Source organism: Neobacillus sp. B24 (assembly GCF_055381825.1).
Genome location: NZ_AP035777.1, coordinates 4,926,418 through 4,944,158, shown reverse-complemented (window position 1 = coordinate 4,944,158; position 17,741 = coordinate 4,926,418). Strand labels below are relative to the sequence as shown.

At 44.2% G+C, this 17,741-nt stretch carries 15 protein-coding genes; 13 read left to right on the top strand and 2 right to left on the bottom strand.

Features of this window, described 5'->3' with window-relative positions; genetic code table 11:
- Positions 1-21: 21 nt before the first annotated feature.
- Positions 22-981: an aldolase catalytic domain-containing protein gene (locus tag ACZ43M_RS24375; RefSeq protein ID WP_464508106.1), complete on the top strand. Its 960-nt coding sequence runs from the start codon at positions 22-24 to the stop codon at positions 979-981.
- Positions 982-1,020: 39 nt separating this feature from the next.
- On the opposite strand, the gene ACZ43M_RS24370 is transcribed toward ACZ43M_RS24375, so the two are convergent.
- A complete protein-coding gene (locus ACZ43M_RS24370) occupies positions 1,021-2,130 on the bottom strand; it encodes a GntR family transcriptional regulator (protein WP_464505102.1) in 1,110 nt (369 codons plus the stop codon).
- Positions 2,131-2,416: 286 nt separating this feature from the next.
- Between ACZ43M_RS24370 and ACZ43M_RS24365 the strand changes: the two genes are divergently transcribed.
- The 12 genes from ACZ43M_RS24365 (at position 2,417) to ACZ43M_RS24310 (ending at position 16,705) form a co-directional block, all read left to right on the top strand.
- The gene (locus ACZ43M_RS24365) at positions 2,417-3,217 is read left to right on the top strand and encodes a carbon-nitrogen hydrolase family protein (RefSeq protein WP_464508105.1); all 801 of its coding nucleotides are present in this window, start codon (positions 2,417-2,419) and stop codon (positions 3,215-3,217) included.
- A gap of 66 nt (positions 3,218-3,283) precedes the next feature.
- Positions 3,284-4,621, top strand: a complete 1,338-nt coding sequence (celB, locus tag ACZ43M_RS24360) for a PTS cellobiose transporter subunit IIC (protein ID WP_464505101.1) — start codon at positions 3,284-3,286, stop codon at positions 4,619-4,621.
- A 160-nt stretch (positions 4,622-4,781) separates the two neighbouring features.
- Positions 4,782-6,716: a glycoside hydrolase family 125 protein gene (locus ACZ43M_RS24355; RefSeq protein WP_464505100.1), complete on the top strand. Its 1,935-nt coding sequence runs from the start codon at positions 4,782-4,784 to the stop codon at positions 6,714-6,716.
- A gap of 73 nt (positions 6,717-6,789) precedes the next feature.
- Complete coding sequence (locus ACZ43M_RS24350) at positions 6,790-7,653, top strand: ROK family protein (protein WP_464505098.1); 864 nt, start codon at positions 6,790-6,792, stop codon at positions 7,651-7,653.
- A gap of 51 nt (positions 7,654-7,704) precedes the next feature.
- The gene (locus ACZ43M_RS24345) at positions 7,705-8,229 is read left to right on the top strand and encodes an NUDIX domain-containing protein (RefSeq protein WP_464505097.1); all 525 of its coding nucleotides are present in this window, start codon (positions 7,705-7,707) and stop codon (positions 8,227-8,229) included.
- Between the two features lie 85 nt (positions 8,230-8,314).
- A complete protein-coding gene (gene manA / locus ACZ43M_RS24340) occupies positions 8,315-9,259 on the top strand; it encodes a mannose-6-phosphate isomerase, class I (protein ID WP_464505095.1) in 945 nt (314 codons plus the stop codon).
- A 495-nt stretch (positions 9,260-9,754) separates the two neighbouring features.
- Positions 9,755-10,765, top strand: a complete 1,011-nt coding sequence (gene galE / locus ACZ43M_RS24335; protein ID WP_464505094.1) for a UDP-glucose 4-epimerase GalE — start codon at positions 9,755-9,757, stop codon at positions 10,763-10,765.
- A gap of 240 nt (positions 10,766-11,005) precedes the next feature.
- On the top strand, positions 11,006-13,075 hold the full coding sequence (locus ACZ43M_RS24330) for a BglG family transcription antiterminator (protein WP_464505092.1): 2,070 nt from the start codon (positions 11,006-11,008) through the stop codon (positions 13,073-13,075).
- A gap of 18 nt (positions 13,076-13,093) precedes the next feature.
- On the top strand, positions 13,094-13,375 hold the full coding sequence (locus ACZ43M_RS24325) for a PTS sugar transporter subunit IIB (protein ID WP_464505091.1): 282 nt from the start codon (positions 13,094-13,096) through the stop codon (positions 13,373-13,375).
- A 52-nt stretch (positions 13,376-13,427) separates the two neighbouring features.
- Positions 13,428-14,798 (top strand): PTS ascorbate transporter subunit IIC, encoded by a 1,371-nt coding sequence (locus ACZ43M_RS24320; protein WP_464505089.1) that lies wholly within the window; start codon positions 13,428-13,430, stop codon positions 14,796-14,798.
- A gap of 102 nt (positions 14,799-14,900) precedes the next feature.
- Positions 14,901-15,749: a transketolase gene (locus ACZ43M_RS24315; protein ID WP_464505088.1), complete on the top strand. Its 849-nt coding sequence runs from the start codon at positions 14,901-14,903 to the stop codon at positions 15,747-15,749.
- Positions 15,749-16,705, top strand: a complete 957-nt coding sequence (locus ACZ43M_RS24310; RefSeq protein WP_464505087.1) for a transketolase family protein — start codon at positions 15,749-15,751, stop codon at positions 16,703-16,705. The genes ACZ43M_RS24315 and ACZ43M_RS24310 overlap by 1 nt, the downstream gene beginning before the upstream one ends.
- 83 nt (positions 16,706-16,788) lie before the next feature.
- Here ACZ43M_RS24310 and ACZ43M_RS24305 read toward each other — a convergent pair whose 3' ends face one another.
- A complete protein-coding gene (locus ACZ43M_RS24305) occupies positions 16,789-17,493 on the bottom strand; it encodes an HAD family hydrolase (RefSeq protein ID WP_464505086.1) in 705 nt (234 codons plus the stop codon).
- Positions 17,494-17,741 lie beyond the last annotated feature (248 nt).

Below are 17,741 nucleotides of genomic sequence, written 5' to 3'. Positions count from 1 at the left end.
AGGAAAGGGAGATTGATGATGATGGGGCAGCAGAGTAAGATTTTGGATTGTACGATTCGGGATGGCGGGTTGGTGAATAATTGGGATTTCAGCGTTGAGTTTGTTCAGGATTTGTATAATAGTTTAAGTGAAGCCGGTGTGGAATATATGGAAATCGGCTACAAGAATTCTCCTAAGCTTCTTAATGCCACGGAGCCAAATCCATGGAGATTCCTGGACGACAACTTCCTGAAGGAAATCATCCCGGAGAAAAAATTCACAAAGTTGTCAGCGCTGGTTGATATCGGCCGGGTCGATCCGAATGACATCCTCCCACGAGAGGAAAGTGTCTTGGATATGATCAGGGTCGCCTGCTATATCCGCGAGGTTGATAAAGGCTTGGAGCTTGTTCAAATGTTCCATGACCTGGGCTATGAGACCACACTTAACATCATGGCCTTATCTAGTGTGCCGGAGCATCAGTTGATTGAAGCGTTTGAACTGGTCAAGAACAGCCCGGTAGATGTCGTTTACATTGTCGACTCGTTTGGAAGTCTGGACCCGATGGATATTGAGTATCAAGTGAAGAAATTCGCAGCAATGATTCCAAACAAACAGCTTGGGATTCATACACACAATAACATGCAGTTAGCCTTTGCCAATACCATCTCTGCTATGAGAAATGGGGTTACATTCCTTGATTCCTCCGTATATGGCATGGGCCGGGCAGCAGGAAACTGCCATACCGAGCTTCTGCTTAGCTACATAAAAAAATCGAGATATGAGCTGAAGCCTGTTCTTGGCGTTATTGAAAAGCACATGCTCGAAATGCGTCAGAAATGGGAGTGGGGCTACATCATTCCTTACATGATTTCCGGTGTCTTGAATGAACACCCGCGCGTGGCTATGGCCTACCGTGACAGCGCCGACCGCGACAAATTCGTTAATTTCTATGATAAAGTAACCACTCCGGAAGTGACTGTTGCTCCGGCTTGGAAATAGGAAGCAGGGGACGGTTCAAGGAGCCGTCCCCTGCTTCCGTTAGATTGTTGTTTCCCGGACGATTAATTTAGTAGGAATTAAGATTTTTTGCCGTTTTATAGTTGGATTCTTAATGGAGGAGATCACCAGATTGGCAGCACTTTCGCCAATTGCCTGCTCGTCTTGCTTTATGCATGTTGGTGCTTGGTTAAAAAACTCTGCATAATCATGGTCATCAAACATAACGACAGACAAATCATTCGGTATATCAATCTCTGATATTTTGGCGGCTTTTAAGACGTCCAATCCATTTGAAATCGCAAAAATGGCTGTCAAATCGTGATTTTCATTAAGGAATTCTTGTATTTTTTTTGCGTTCTCTTCCCGATCTGTAATCTCCAGGTTTAAATTATACAGCCGATGATCAATCGGGATATCAAAATCCGCCAAGGCTTTTTCATGCCCGGCAATTCGGTCCTCAATACTAGTGGTTCCTTGATGTTTCGATGAAATCATCCCGATGCGCGAATGGCCCAATCCTAATAAATATTTAGTGGCTTGATAGGCGCCATCGATGTTATCCGAACAAACGCTGTTTGCATCAATCCCTCGAAAATATCGGTCAATTAATACTATTGGAAAGCCCTCCAATGAGAGGCGAAGTACCTCTTCATTGTATGTTTCTCCTTCTGCCGGGTAGATAATGATGCCCTGGACGCCAATCTCCAATACAGCTTTAATCGTTTGTTCCTCCACTTGTTGTGAATCCTTTGTTTGGCAGACAATCATTCGGTAGTCGTTGGACGCAAGTGTCTGCTCAATTTGATTTAAAATCGCCGCATTAAACAGGGTATTCACTCTCGGCATCATCACCGCAATAAGCTTATTTTTTTGTTCAGCTGAAACCGATTTATGTTCATAAATGACCGGTTCGCTGCCGTAATCGCTTGCCAAAAATGTCCCCTTTCCTTGAATGCGGTAAACCAGCCCGCTCTCCACAAGCTCATCCAGAGCTTTTTTAATCGTAATCCTGCTGACATTAAATTGCTTTGATAACTCATTTTCTGAAGGGATTTTTTCTTCCGGCTTCCAGTTGCCTTGTTGGATGTTATCAATGAAAAATTGCTGAATTTGTTTATATAGTGGTACTCGTTTTATTTCAAACTCCATCCTTCCATTCAGTTGTATATAACAAATATACAACTTTAACATTTGTTTGTAAAAGAAAATGGGTGTTTTGAAACCCTTTACAAGAGCAACAAAGGGTGATATTTTTGTTATATTGAATATACAACATAACAACTATGTTTTAAGTTGCTCTGATGTTATATGTTGACCACTTGTATCGGAAGGACAAGCGCGAGTCCCGAAAATTTTTGCAGCAGGACAGAAATCACTCAAAAAGAGCGCCAAGGCTAGCTAATAAACTCATGAAGAAGGAGGATATGTTGTGAATATGCATATTGCCGTGATTCAGATGGATTGTGAATTAAAAGAGAAGGAGGCAAATCTACGAAAAGCAGAGCAGTATATTGATGAAATCGGGGAAAGGGCTGATCTGGTGGTGCTGCCCGAACTTTTCACCACAGGCTATAAACTGGATGCGATTGGCAGTGACTATTTCCGATTGGCTGAGACGATTCCTGGTCCAACTATGGAGGTGTTGGCTGAAAAGGCAAAGAAATATAATACGGCGATTATTGCCAATATCGTCGAAAAGGATGAACAGAAGGAAGGGGTCTTATACGACACATCTTTTGTCGTGGACCGGGATGGGAATTATGCAGGGAAATATCGGAAAGTCCACCTCTATCCTACTGAGCACTCCTATTTCCGCAGCGGGTCAGATTTTCCAGTATTTCAATTGGGGGAGGTGAGAGTCGGGATTGCGATTTGTTACGACCATGCTTTTGAGGAAATGTTTCGGATTATGGCTTTAAAAGGCGCAGAAGTGATTGTCATTCCTTCTGCGGTGCCGCAGGGATTCGAATATTTGCTTGAGCTGCGGACAAGAGCGCGGGCCCAGGATAATCAAATTTTTACGGTGGCGGCCAATCGGGCAGGGAATGATGAGGAAATCAAGTGGGCCGGAAACAGCATGATCGTTGATCCGAAAGGAAGGGTGTTGGCCCAAGCGGGAGACGAAGAGTGCGTACTGGAAGGAACCATTGACTTACAGCTCATTCACGATGAGAGGCTTCAAGAACCGGTGTTCCGGAGTAGAAGGCCGGAACTTTATGGTGAGTTAATCAAGTAGATTTCATGAGAGAGATTCATGGAGAAAGACAAAACGGTATTTTTTCAATAGGAGGCGAGATTTGTAATGAGTAAACTTAATAGCATAGTAGAAAACAAGATCATTCCTTTCGCAGGGAAGGTCGGAGATCAGCGCCATTTAAGAGCCATGCGTGATGGAATTGTCCTTGCCATGCCATTATTAATTATTGGGTCATTATTTTTAATTATTGGATTCCTCCCCATCCCAGGTTATGAAGAGTTCATGGCCGGCATTTTTGGCGATCAGTGGTTAGATAAATTATTATATCCGGTTGGAGCCACCTTTGATATTATGGCCCTGATTGCTTCTTTTGGTATCGCCTATCGGTTGGCGGAAAGCTATAAGGTTGACGGTTTGACTGCTGGCGCCATTTCTGTGTCTGCCTTCTTATTAGCAACACCTTATAAGATCCCGTTTACGCCTGAGGGAGCGAAAGAAGCCATTATGGTAAGCGGCGGAATTCCGACTGCCCTTACCGGTAGTGCGGGATTATTTGTGGCCATGTTGATTGCCATGCTTTCTACTGAAATCTATCGTAAGATTGTTCAAAAGAATTTAGTTATTAAAATGCCGGATGGTGTACCGCCTTCTGTTGGTAAATCATTCGTTGCCTTAGTACCTGGCTTTATTGTAATTGCTATTGTTTGGATTCTTCGTTTGCTTATTGAAAATACCAGCTTTGAGAGCTTACACAATGTCGTGGGAATTCTATTAGGCAAGCCCCTTAGTTTGTTAGGGGGAAGTTTGTTTGGAATCCTTTTTGCTATTTTCCTCATTCAGCTATTTTGGTCGACAGGGCTGCATGGAAGCATCATTGTCGGCAGTGTGTTAAGTCCCGTTTTCTTAGCTGCCATGGACCAAAACCGTGTCGCTTTTCAAGCAGGCCAACCTGTACCAAATATTGTAACAGACCAATTTATTCCGATTTGGATCGATATGGGCGGAAGCGGTGCAACGTTAGCACTTGTGACCATTATGCTGATACGGGCAAGAAGTAAACAATTGAAGTCGCTCGGAAAATTAGCTGTAGCACCTGCACTGTTTAATATCAATGAACCGATTATTTTCGGATTTCCAATGGTCATGAACCCATTGATGGCGATTCCGTTTATCTTAGTGCCGCTTATTAATGTATTAGTTACGTACCTCTGTATGTCGTCAGGGTTAGTTGCAAAACCGGTCGGAATTGCTGTTCCTTGGACAATGCCTCCAATTATTGGCGGCTACCTTGCGACCGGCGGTAAAATTTCTGGAGCGGTTATGCAGTTAGTAAACTTTACCATCGCTTTATTAATCTACTATCCTTTCTTCAGAATTGCAGATAAGCAAAAAGTAAAAGAAGAAGGCGGCTTTGAAACTGCTGATAAGGCAAAAGCTGTTTAGAGTGGAATGTCTTGAGCCAGGCGCATAATGCCTGGCTTGTTTCCATACTTGTTTTAGCAGGTTGTTTTTTAAAAAATTGCTTTACCAAAAAGTCAATTCTTTTCCAAAGGGGTTGGCTTTTTTTCATTAAAGGAAAAGATAATTGGAGGTATGTCGAGATATGTTACAAGAAAAGCAACTAGATTCAAAAGCTCATAGCTTGATTCCATTATTGGATGGCCCCAATCAGAAGCCGCTGGACTTTGGGAACGGTTCTTTATCTGCTAGTGTCAAAGCGGACGGAAGGATTTGTGCCATAAACCGCCCACATCGAAAACACGGCTTTATCACCTTAACATCAATGGAACAATTTCCGAATGATAAATGGTATGATCCTGCTTTCGTTAGAAGGTATCGGAAGGAGCTGGCAGAGAGTTCAATCGGATTTGGCGTGGTGCCGCAAGGCTTTACTAAACCCAATATTTATTTAATGAATAATAAACACCCTTATTTTCATTATCATGAAACCGGTATGGAGGTAAGTTCCGCTTTTTTTATAAAAAAAGTGGATTATGTAGTGCAGCAAATGGAACTGGTGAATCATCAGGAAAAAGAAATCAGGATTCCGATCGAGCTGGGCGGCCAAATTAGTTTAAATCGCTCGAGTTATGGGCAGTTGACGGAGGGTGGCCCGATTCCAATACCACCGGCTGTCCTTGATGTTGTTGTTTCGGGCAATGTAATTGCTATCGGAAATCACAGCCTAGGTGCCCATGCTGAAATTACTATTTTTGAAGATACCGAACCGATTCTGCTGGGGGAGGAACAATTCACAGTATATAAGCCATTTACTCTGAACCAAGTGATTCAAGTGGCGATACAGCCCAATCAGAGGAAGGTGCTGACTGTTATCTATGCAGTAGGTGAACAAACAGAAACACCATTGGCAAGCGGAGGTTGTTTACCAGTTAATGAACTTGATTTTACGGAAAAGGGCCCTCTATCCTCGATTGATTGGAAAGAGTTTGTGATTGGCCGCAATATTGATTATATTGTTTCCTGCTGTGCGGTCCCGGTTCACGGCCAGTCGATCTGCATTATTACAGACCACCAATTATTGCCGCTTGCATGGAACCGTGATGCCTACTATATGATGCAATTGCTGTTTGATTCTCTGCCTCATAAAAAAGAGAGCTCCTGGCGCAAAGAGGTTCAACGGATTATAAAAGGGCATTTGATTTGGATGTTTGAGGATGCAGAGAGGCCAGATGGGTATTGGGGGAGAGCTTATTTAACAAATGGGTACAGTAAAGACCCGATTTTTCAACTTGACCAGCAGTGCTATCCGGTTCTTGAGTTGTGTCATTATTATCAGGAATTCCGTGATGCGGAAACTGTAACGCGGCTTTTTCCATTTGTAGAAGAAATTTTAGGAATGCTGTCTCATCATAAGGCAGACCAGCACTGGTTGTATAAAACAGGCGAGACGCCGGCGGATGATGAGGTGGAATATCCATATCATTTTTCTAGTCAGGTTCTCGTTTGGCACATGTTTAAGGAATTAGCTAACTTAAACAGGGAACTGCAGTTAAGTAAGGCTGATTTTGGGGAATTGGCCGAAAAGGTGAAAAATGATTGCCTTGCTAATTTTACGTTTACCCATCATGGCAATCAATTGTTTGCGTACTTAACCGACCTAAATGGCGGTTTCCAGCTTTATCATGATGCTAATGATTTACCGACTGTTTATGCTCCGATGTGGGGTTTCTGCGATTTAACCGACCAAGCTTGGATGGAAACAATGAAGTTTGCTTTTTCCGAAGAGAATATAGGGGGATATTATCCAGGCCCGTTTGCAGGACTTGGTTCCGTTCATACGCCGCATAAATGGCCGCTTGGCGATGGACAGGAATTGCTCTTTGCTCTGTTGACAGGTGATAAAGACCGGGAAAATAATGTGATTAGCAAGCTGGAGAGGGCTGTGCAATGGGATGGTCTATTCTCGGAGGCTGTGAATGAGACGAATGGTGAAGTAGCATCACGTCACTGGTTTTCGTGGCCAGGTGCTTTTATCGCTAGTGTTTTACTGAAAATGGAGTATCGTAACGGAAATTAGTCCATCTTTTTGGTGAAAAACCTGTTATGATATTTTCAAAAGGAATTTTGATACTTTCTTGGAGGTGTGTTTCATGTTAGCAGCAATTGAAGCTGGCGGTACGAAGTTTGTGTGTGCTGTCGGGGATGAAAACGGAAAGATTGTAGAGCGGGTTCAAATTCCCACTACAGTTCCGGAGGAAACGATCGGGAAGGTCGTGGAGTTTTTCGAAAAATATCAAGTTGATGCCATCGGAATTGGCTCGTTCGGGCCGATTGATGTCAATCATGATAGTCCAACATACGGCTATATTACCTCAACTCCTAAACCGGGTTGGAAGGATTATCCGTTTGTCCAAGCCTTAAAGGATGCCTTTGATGTGCCTGTCGGGTTTAATACGGACGTCAATGCAGCGGCGCTAGGGGAGGCTAGTTTTGGTGCGGCAAAAGGGCTGGACAGCTGTTTGTACATAACGGTCGGAACTGGGATTGGTGCCGGGGCAATCGTTCAGGGCAAGCTGCTTCAGGGGCTGTCGCATCCTGAAATGGGCCATATCTTGGTACGTCGCCATCCACATGATACTTATCAGGGGAAATGTCCGTATCATAAAGATTGCTTGGAGGGGCTGGCTTCAGGACCGGCAATTGAAGAGCGCTGGGGAGCAAAGGGGTTCGACTTGGTCGAGCGTACAGAGGTCTGGGACCTGGAAGGCTATTACCTGGCCCAGGCGATTATGCAATATATTTTGATTCTCTCGCCGAAAAAGATTATCCTAGGTGGTGGAGTAAGCCATCAGGAGGAAGTCTTCGCGTCTATTAATAAATATTTGCCAGAACTGATTAACGGCTATGTGTCATTACCGGAATTATCCCAATATATCGTTATGCCAGGGTTAGGCGATGATGCCGGGATCACCGGAGCGTTGATGCTGGCTCAGCAGGCGTTACAAGAAAAGTAAAGAACGGGGAAGCAGGGGACCGCCCCCTGCTTCATAAATGAGGTGAACCTAATGACTTGGAAAATTGCACATACGTTTAAGCAGCAGGTCGATCGATTCCAGATCACAATAGATAAAGTGGTTCTTCCCAATGAAGAAGAGAAAACCTTTTCCTTTATTGATTTTTCACAGGGGGTTTGTATTCTCCCCATCACGAGCGACGGGGAGGTCATCTGCCTGAAGCAGTACCGGCATGCTTTGAAGGATTGGCAATGGGAGCTGCCTGCCGGGATGATAGAGCCTGGTCATACACCACTCGATGCAGCCAAAAAAGAGCTGGAGGAAGAGACGGGCTATGTTGCGGAGCATTGGCTTGAACTGGGAAGCTTTTTTCCATCACCTGGCTCCACCACGGAGGAAATTCATTTATTTGCGGCAGCCGGCTTAACCCCAACAGAGCAAAAGCTGGAAACCGGCGAACAAATCGAACTGCATACCATTTCCATGCAAGCCTTAAAGGATTTGGTGGTAAACGGAGAATTTAAGCATGGAGCAGGTCTTGCAACGATCCTGCGCTACAAGTTTATGACAGACTGAAGATGGGGACGTTTCTCTGTTTCTTTCTTGGAAAAAATAATGTCAGTCATCACCGAGATTTACCGAAACTTAAGGAGGTTATTTTTTGCAACCACTATTTTTACAACCTGTCTTCAAAGAGCGTATTTGGGGCGGAACAGCACTGGAAAAAGAGTTCGGATATGAGATACCTAACGACCATACTGGGGAGTGCTGGGCAATCTCCGCTCATCAGAACGGACCTTCTGTTGTTGAAAACGGACCTTATGCGGGAACAACACTAGACCAGCTTTGGGTGGAACATCCAGAACTATTTGGCCACCCAAAGGAACCAGTTTTTCCGTTATTGACGAAGATATTGGACGCGAATATGGATTTGTCGGTCCAGGTTCACCCTGATGACGCTTACGCCAATGCCCATGAAAATGGTGAATTGGGTAAGACGGAGTGCTGGTATATTATTGATTGTAAAGATGACGCCGATATGATTTTCGGCCATAATGCACAGTCGCGGGAAGAGTTGGCGGCACAAATAAAGAAGGGGAACTGGAACGAGCTGCTGCGCCGGGTAAAAATCAAGCCAGGGGACTTTTTCTATGTTCCTAGCGGCACGATTCACGCGTTGTGCGAAGGTACACTTGTGCTAGAAACCCAGCAAAGCTCGGATACCACCTATCGTGTATACGATTATGACCGCCGGGATGCGGAAGGGAATTTACGTGAGTTGCATTTGGAGAAATCCATTGAAGTTACCACGATACCGCATCAGAACACCGTCAGCGCCCCTCGGGTAGAGAAACAGGACCAGGCCGCCATTACTACCTTTGTGGAATCGGAGTTTTTTACCGTTTATAAATGGGAAGTAAAGGGTTCAGCCTCCTTCTCGTTTGATGATCGTTATCTGCTTCTCAGTGTCATCAAAGGCAGCGGCTGGTTCAACCATGGAAATGAGAAATATGAATTAAAAAAAGGTACCCATTTCATCATCCCTGTAGGTTTAGGTGAGTTTGAGATCGAAGGGGACTGTGAACTAATCGTGTCCCATACTTAAATTTATATAAAGAAGCGTAAAGAGCCAGAGTGGTCTTTACGCTTTTTTTATCGTAAAAATTGAATCATTAATTTAATCCAGCCGAAAAATGCTACCCATAATGGAACACTTAATGACGTACCCCATAAAAACCCTACTAAAAAATTCCCTTGTTCGTCCATATAATCCGCTCCTATTAAATAGATGTAGATTACTTTGTTTCCCCTGGAAGTATGAACTTTACTTTATCTTGAAAACACTCTCAGCCGCTATGGTTAGAACGAACCATTTTCAAATAGAACCCCAGCCGGTCCATCCTTCCCTATAAAATAGCAAAAAGAATATGAAAAAAAGGGAGAAAGATGAAAGAAAGTAAATAAATATTTCGACAATTATGCAGAATTCGCTATAAGGGCTAGGAGGAGAGTATGATATTATAAATATGATATTATAAATAAGATTAAATTAGATTATTTTATGGACAAAAATAGATACAGAAAAAGGAGCGATTGACGAATGGCAATTTTGGTAACGGGCGGGGCCGGTTATATTGGCAGCCATACATGTGTGGAACTGCTGAAGGCTGGCTATGAAATCATCGTTTTGGATAACCTGACAAATAGTAAACCTGAATCCTTGAATAGAGTGAAGGAGATTTCGGGGAAAGATTTTAAGTTTTACCAAGTAGATTTGCTTGATCGAAAAGGTGTAGAAGAAGTATTTGAGGCCAACACTATTGAAGCTGTCATCCATTTCGCCGGCTTGAAGGCCGTCGGGGAATCTGTGTCGATTCCGCTTCATTATTATCATAATAATATTACCGGAACGCTGATTCTTTGTGAAGTTATGGCTAAGTACGGGGTAAAGAATCTAGTGTTCAGTTCATCCGCGACGGTTTACGGCATGCCTGAGGTAGTGCCTATATCCGAGGACTTCCCGCTTAGCGCAACAAATCCGTATGGTCGGACAAAGTTGATGATTGAAGAGATTTTACGGGATTTATATATCGCTGATAATACCTGGAGCATTGCTTTACTGCGGTATTTCAACCCAATTGGGGCACATGAGAGCGGCAGAATTGGCGAGGACCCGAATGGCATTCCTAACAATTTAATGCCGTTTATTACCCAGGTTGCGGTTGGAAAGCGCGAGCAGCTGCAGGTGTTCGGGAATGATTACCCGACGGTCGATGGCACTGGGGTAAGGGATTATATCCATGTGGTCGATCTCGCAAATGGGCATTTAAAGGCATTGGAAAAAGTAACGTCGTCAACCGGTGTCGAAGCCTATAATCTTGGAACAGGTACGGGTTATAGTGTTCTCGAGATTGTGGCAGCGTTTGAAAAATCGGCAGGTGTAGAAATCCCGTATAAGATCGTCGACAGAAGACCAGGGGATATCGCTGTCTGCTACGCCGACCCGGCCAAGGCGAAAAATGAACTGGGCTGGACAGCGGAACGAGGGATTGAAGACATGTGCCGCGACTCCTGGAAGTGGCAGAAGAACAATCCGAATGGGTTTGAGTGAAACAGGAGTTCGCAAATGTGTATCAACAAAAAACACCGCCAATCTGCGGTGTTTTTTTGATATACTCCGTATTATTGTTTTGATGCGTACAGAGGATTGGCCACTCTTATCAGACTTCCAAAACTTGTCCCATCTTAAGTTGGGCGCAATTTTGTCAGACCACCTCTCACAGCAATTGTTCCCAATCACTTATCCACGTGAAAGCGTTTCATTATATGATGAATACAGGAGGTTAAGCCAATGATGATTGAAAAGCGCCCGGCACTTTTACTAAATCATTTTTTAAAAGTGAAGAATACTACCATGAATCAAGTAATAGAGGCCACCCAATTATCCAAGCGGCAAATATCCTATGACATGGAAAAAGTCAACCAATGGTTGAAGGAGAAGCAGCTGCCCGCCATTGCATACAAGGGAAGCCATCTGATCGAGGTGCCGGAAGAAATAGTAAACTATTTCCGGACACAGCCAGTAGAACAGCAAGAGCTTCAGCGAGATTTCATTCTATCAGAAGAAGAGCGATTGGCGGTTACCTACCTCTATTTATTTATCCGGAATGAGCCAATCTCATCCGTCCATCTGACGCAGCTGTTGCAGGTCAGCAAGAACACGGTCATTTCTGATGTGAAAAAGGCAAATGAAAGCAACAGCCCATTTTTGGTGGAGATTCGTTACACCAGGCAGAAGGGCTACCATTTGAAGGGAACCGAGTTTGATAAACGAGTACTCGTGATGCAATACCTATCACAGCTTATCCATGTGCCTTATTTTAACAAGCTGATCGATTATCTATTAAAGGAAGAAACCGAACCGATTTCCTATCAGGACACCCTGTCCACGCTTAAACAGGTAGAAAAAGAGTTTTCCTTGCAGTTTGTCGAGGAGCGGTTAAATCAATTTGCCTATTTTCTTATTTTTTACTGCTACCGGCAGCGAGAGGGAAAGGTTGTTCAAATTCATGCTGACGAAATGGCTATTTTAAATAAGGATCCAATGGGGAGGGTAGCTAGCCGGCTCCAACAGCTCCTATCTCTTAAAGAAGAGGAAGCGGAGAGTTGCTACCTGACAATACAACTGCTAGGGCTGTCTCTAGGAGCAAGCACAGTGCCCAATCTTCATCAGGATTTGCTATTTAAGCTATGCCAACAGCTAGTGTTTGAATTTGAATCAAAGGCCTGTATCGTGTTTGAAAAACGGAATGAAGTAGTGCAAACCCTGTACCAGCACCTGAAACCGGCCTATTTTCGGATGAAGTATCGAATTCCGATTGACAATCCGCTGCTCGCCCAAATCAAGAGTGAGCATCAAGAGCTTTACACGATTGTAAAGGAACTGCTGCTACCGATTGGGACGCTCCTAGGCATCACTATTCCCGAGGAGGAAGTCGGGTTTATTACCATTCACTTTGGGGCGCTATTGCAGAAGCCGAAGCAGACGGTGCCGAAGAAGAAACAGGCCATCGTTGTCTGTCCAAGCGGGATCAGTTCATCACTTATGGTCAAACATCAGCTAGAGTCGCTGTTTTCTGAGATTACGATTGAAAAAACGGTCTCACTCCAGGAGTTTCAAGCCGGTGAGTTCCAGGATTATGATTTAATTTTTTCAACGGTAAAGCTTGAGACGAGACTTCCTTGTTTCTATGTAAAGCCGATCATGACACCGGGTGAAAAGAACAGCCTGGTCAATGAGGTTTATCAGTTCTTGTTTGGGATTCAATATCATGATGTTTCCCTGAAGGAGTTACTACAGACAATCAGCCAGTACGCGACTATTTTTAATGAAAATGGATTAAAGCAAGCGTTAGGCCGCCTAACGTTTCATAAAAAAGTAGATGTATTTAGGGGGAAACAGCCAGTGTTACAAGACCTATTGCAAGTAGATACCATTCAAGTCATGGATGAAATTTCAGACTGGGAGGAGGCGGTGAAAGCAGCTGCCAATCCGCTGCTTGCCAAAGGAATCATCGAGTCAACCTATATCGAGGCAATGATTGAAAATATTAAAACGTTAGGTCCTTACGTTGTCATCGGACCGGAAGTCGCGATTCCACATGCACGTCCAGAAACGGGTGTCAACCAGGTGGGAATGAGCTTCTTGAAGCTCAATCAGCCGGTGAACTTTTTACAGGATGAAAAATATCCGGTCCGCTTGTTGTTCTGTATTGCCGCTATCGACAACACGACTCACCTCAAGGCGCTCTCGCAGTTAACCAAACTGCTTAGCGATAAGAACAATATTGATTTGTTAAAAGAGTTGGAATCTACACAAGAGATTGAGAAATTATTTAAACAATACTCAGAAATCAATTAATTAGGGAGGAAATGGATTATGAAGATTATGGCAGTTTGTGGATCAGGGTTAGGAAGCAGCTTTATGTTGGAAATGAATGTGCAGCAAATTCTATCGGAGCTTGGTGTCAGCGGTATCGAGGTGGAACACTCCGACCTTAGCTCTTGCACACCAGATATGGCCGATTTGTTCATTGCCGCAAAGGATATTGCCGAAGGGATGGGACATCTTGGCGAGGTAATCGTGATTGACAGCATTATCGATATGGATGGTATTCGTGAAAAGCTTAAGGAGGTGCTTGGGCAAAAAGGACTTCTCTAGGCTTGTGTTAAAGATAGATATCAGTTTCTACTAATTGAAGGAGGCTATTTTCATGGGGGAAAGAATTCTTAAACTGGTCATGGACATATTAAGCCAGCCAGCTGTTCTAGTTGCTTCCATAGCACTTATTGGTCTTATTATTCAGAAAAAGGGCGCCAGCGACATTATTAAAGGGACTGTCAAAACGTTCTTGGGTTTCCTTGTCATTTCTGCTGGGGCGGATATCATCGTTTCATCACTTGATCCATTCGGCAAAATGTTCCAAGAGGCCTTCCATGTGAAGGGTGTCGTGCCAAACAACGAGGCCATCGTGGCCATGGCACTGACCAAATTCGGCAGCACCACAGCCTATATCATGTTCTTTGGAATGGTGGCCAATATCTTAATTGCCCGCTTTACTCGGTTAAAGTACATTTTCTTAACAGGTCACCATACGCTTTACATGGCTTGTATGCTTGCGGTAATCTTGGCGGTTTCCGGCCTGAAGGGCGTTCCGCTCGTAATTGTCGGTTCCCTTGCTCTTGGTTTAATCATGGCGGTATTCCCAGCCATCTGTCAGCCGTTTATGAAAAAAATTACTGGCAACGATTCAGTAGGGTTTGGTCATTTTTCAAGCTTAGGTTATGTTCTTTCTGGTCTTGTTGGTAAGGTTGTCGGAAAAGGCTCCAAATCAACTGAGCAAATCAATTTCCCTAAAGGCTTAGGCTTTTTGCGTGACAGCTCTGTTACCATCGCGTTAACCATGGTTATCCTTTATATGATTATCGGTGTGTTTGCAGGTCCTGGATATATTGAAAAAGAACTAAGCGGCGGCACCCATTACCTTGTATTCTGTATCATTATGGGTGTAAAGTTTGCTGCTGGTGTGTTCGTTATCCTTGCGGGTGTACGTCTTGTTCTGGCAGAAATTGTTCCAGCGTTCAAAGGGATTTCAACGAAGCTTGTGCCAAATTCCAAGCCTGCGCTTGACTGCCCAATCGTATTCCCATATGCGCCAAACGCAGTTTTAATCGGATTCTTCTGCAGCTTCCTTGGCGGAATTGTTGGGATGGTTATCCTTGGCTTAACTGGTGCCGTCATTATCTTACCGGGCGTTGTTCCTCACTTCTTTACAGGTGCTACAGCCGGAGTATTTGGTAACGCAACTGGCGGAATCCGTGGAGCTACAATTGGTTCTTTTGCAAACGGTTTATTGATTACGTTCTTGCCAGTGTTCTTAATGCCGGTCCTTGGTGATCTTGGTTTTGCCAGCACCACGTTCTCTGATGCAGACTTTGCGGCATCTGGTATCGTTCTTGGAAATATTGCAAACTCATTAGGCTCTACCGGTGTTACCGTTACCGTTGTTGGTTTGGTTGTAGTTGCTGTACTTTACGGCTTTTTCAAAAAAGACAAATCAAGCAGCACACAAATTGGAGCATAATTGATAAAAAAAGGAGAAAGCACTAAGGGTGCTGCGGCGGACGATAAGCTGCTGCCTCACCCCGAACTGCTTTTCTTTTTTTGAAAAAAAGGAGGAAAAATAATGGGCATCGATCTTCAAAAAGTAGAAAGATATCGCGATGAAATTCGTCTGATGACATTAAAGGAGCTGCACCATCTGGGATTCGGCCATTACGGCGGCAGCTTATCCATCATAGAAGCGTTAGCAGTATTATATGGTGAAGTGATGAAGGTGGATCCAAAGAATCCGACTTGGGAAGACAGAGATTTCTTCATTTTATCAAAAGGGCATGGCGGCCCCGGGCTATATGCGGCCTTGGCGCTTAAAGGGTTCTTCCCTGTGGAAAAGCTCTACACGCTTAATCAAAACGGTACGACGCTTCCATCGCACCCGGACCGCAACCTGACACCTGGAGTTGACATGACGACCGGTTCGCTGGGGCAGGGGATTTCTGCGGCTGTTGGTGTGGCGCTGTCACATAAGCTGTCCGGCAAGGAGAATTATACGTACTGCATCGTCGGGGACGGAGAGTTGAACGAAGGACAATGCTGGGAGGCGTTCCAATTTGCCGCGCATCACAAGTTAAATCATCTTGTTGTGTTTGTGGATGATAATAAGAAGCAGCTGGACGGCCTGACAAAGGACATCATTGACCCGATTGATTTCGTGGCAAAATTTGACGCGTTCGGCTTCCATACCGTGAAGGTGGACGGAGGTTCGTTGGAAGAAATCTATCAAGCTATTGAAAAGGGTAAGGCTCAATTCGACAAGCCGGTTGCGATTATCCTTGATACCGTGAAGGGACAGGGTGTACCGTATCTGGAGCAAAAGGCGGATAACCATCACGTTCGCCCAAACGAGGCTGATGAGGCAGCGATTTTTGCAGCGATTGATGAACTGGAAACCAAACTTGGAAAGGTTGTGTCATAATGATTCAAACTCCATCCAAACCGTATGAGTTAGAAACGATTGAAATGCGCCAGATGTATGCCAACACGATTTTGGAACTCGCTCAAAATAATCCAAACGTGATTGCGCTTGAAGCAGATTTAATGAGCTCGATTTCTACTAATAAAATCATGAAGCAGATTCCCAAACAGTTAATTAACTGTGGGATTATGGAAGCAAACATGACAGGTGTTGCGGCCGGTCTGTCGCTGACTGGAAAAATTCCTTATCTGCACACATTCGGCCAGTTTGCTACCCGCCGTGCGTTTGATCAGCTGTTTGTTTCCGGTGCTTACGCGAAGCTCAATATCAAAATTCTCGGCTCCGATGCCGGGGTGACAGCAGAGCATAACGGCGGCACCCATATGACATTTGAAGACATGGGTCTCGTGCGCCTCATACCAGGTGCACATGTTTATGAAGTCAGTGATTCGACCATGCTTGGCTACTTGCTTCGCAAGGTTGAAAAAGAGCACGGCATCCATTACATTCGCACGATCCGCAAAAATGCCGTTAAGCTTTATGTTGAAGGCGAAACATTTGAAGCTGGCAAAGGTAAGGTGCTTCGAGAAGGCGGCGAAGTGACCATCATTGCCAGCGGGATTATGGTGGCAGAAGCATTGCAGGCAGCCGACTTGCTATTTGAACAAGGCATCGAAGCGACGGTCATTGACATGTTCTCTATTAAACCAATTGATAAGGACTTGATTGTGAAATACGCTTCTAAAACAGGCGCTGTAGTAACTGCCGAAAACCACAACGTCATCGGAGGACTCGGCAGTGCCGTCGCCGAAGTTTTAAGCGAACAGTGCCCAACGAAAATGCGCCGCATCGGCGTCCGTGAACAATTCGGCCAAGTCGGAAAAGTTGATTATTTGAAAGAGTTCTACGGATTAACCTCACAACATATCGCAGCAGCTGCGAAAGAACTAGTGTAGGGAAGCTGGGGACTGTTTGCATCTCTTTTCTTTGGAAGACACGTCTCTATTTAATGTAAAAGCGTAAGGACCAGCTTGGATCCTTACGCTTTTTTCAATACTTCCATTAACTCTGATAAAATCTTGATTTCCCCCAACGGCTCATGGTCGGTCAGCGGCTCACGGTTCCGATGGTTAAACCAAACGGCGTTCCAGCCAGCTGTCATTGCCCCTGCGACATCATTCTCCCAAGTATCTCCAACATAGAGGAGCTTCTCCGCAGGAAGCTGAATTTTGGCAGCAACGATGTGGAAAATTTGCGGGTTTGGCTTGGCAAAACCGACCCCATCCGAAATAAACATTAATTCTTCATCTATAAATTCATGAAGTTGCAGCTGCCTGATTTTATTTTGCTGATGGGCAACAGGGCCGTTTGTAATAAGCCCCACCTCGATGCCCAGCTTTTTTAACGCATCTAAAACAACAGAAGCCTCCGTGAATAGGGTAAGATTGTTTAACCGGTTTTCATAGTTTTGCTGGAATTGCCTCGCTTCGTCCTCGGATATCTTTCTGTCCAGGCTTTCCATTGCAGACATGATCCGATTGATCCGAAGCTGCTCTAAGGAAATTGTCCCTTGCGTATAATCCTTCCAAAAATAATCACTAAACGACCGAAATCTCTTATAGGCTGTATTAACATCAGGCATGGTTTTCCACTCCATGAAACTATCAACCAAGGCATGGGCAAACGGGGCTTGATGATTGTGCAGTGTATCATCCAAATCAAAGAAAACAGCTTTTATCTCCATGTGTTGCTCCTTTTAAAAAAACTTACTTCTATTATAACATTGTGAAGCAGGGGACGGTTCTAATTTAGGCAATCGGAAGTTTTGCTCAAGTTTCGAAGCACTTTATAAGTAAACGGAATTTTAATCTAAAGGAATTACTTCTAAGGAATTATCGCAAAATTTTTGATTGCCTGAGTAAGCAGGAAGTTTTAAAGTTTTTGTACAAGTAATTCGACATCCATAGTCAAATTTCCTGCTTCTACCAAAGA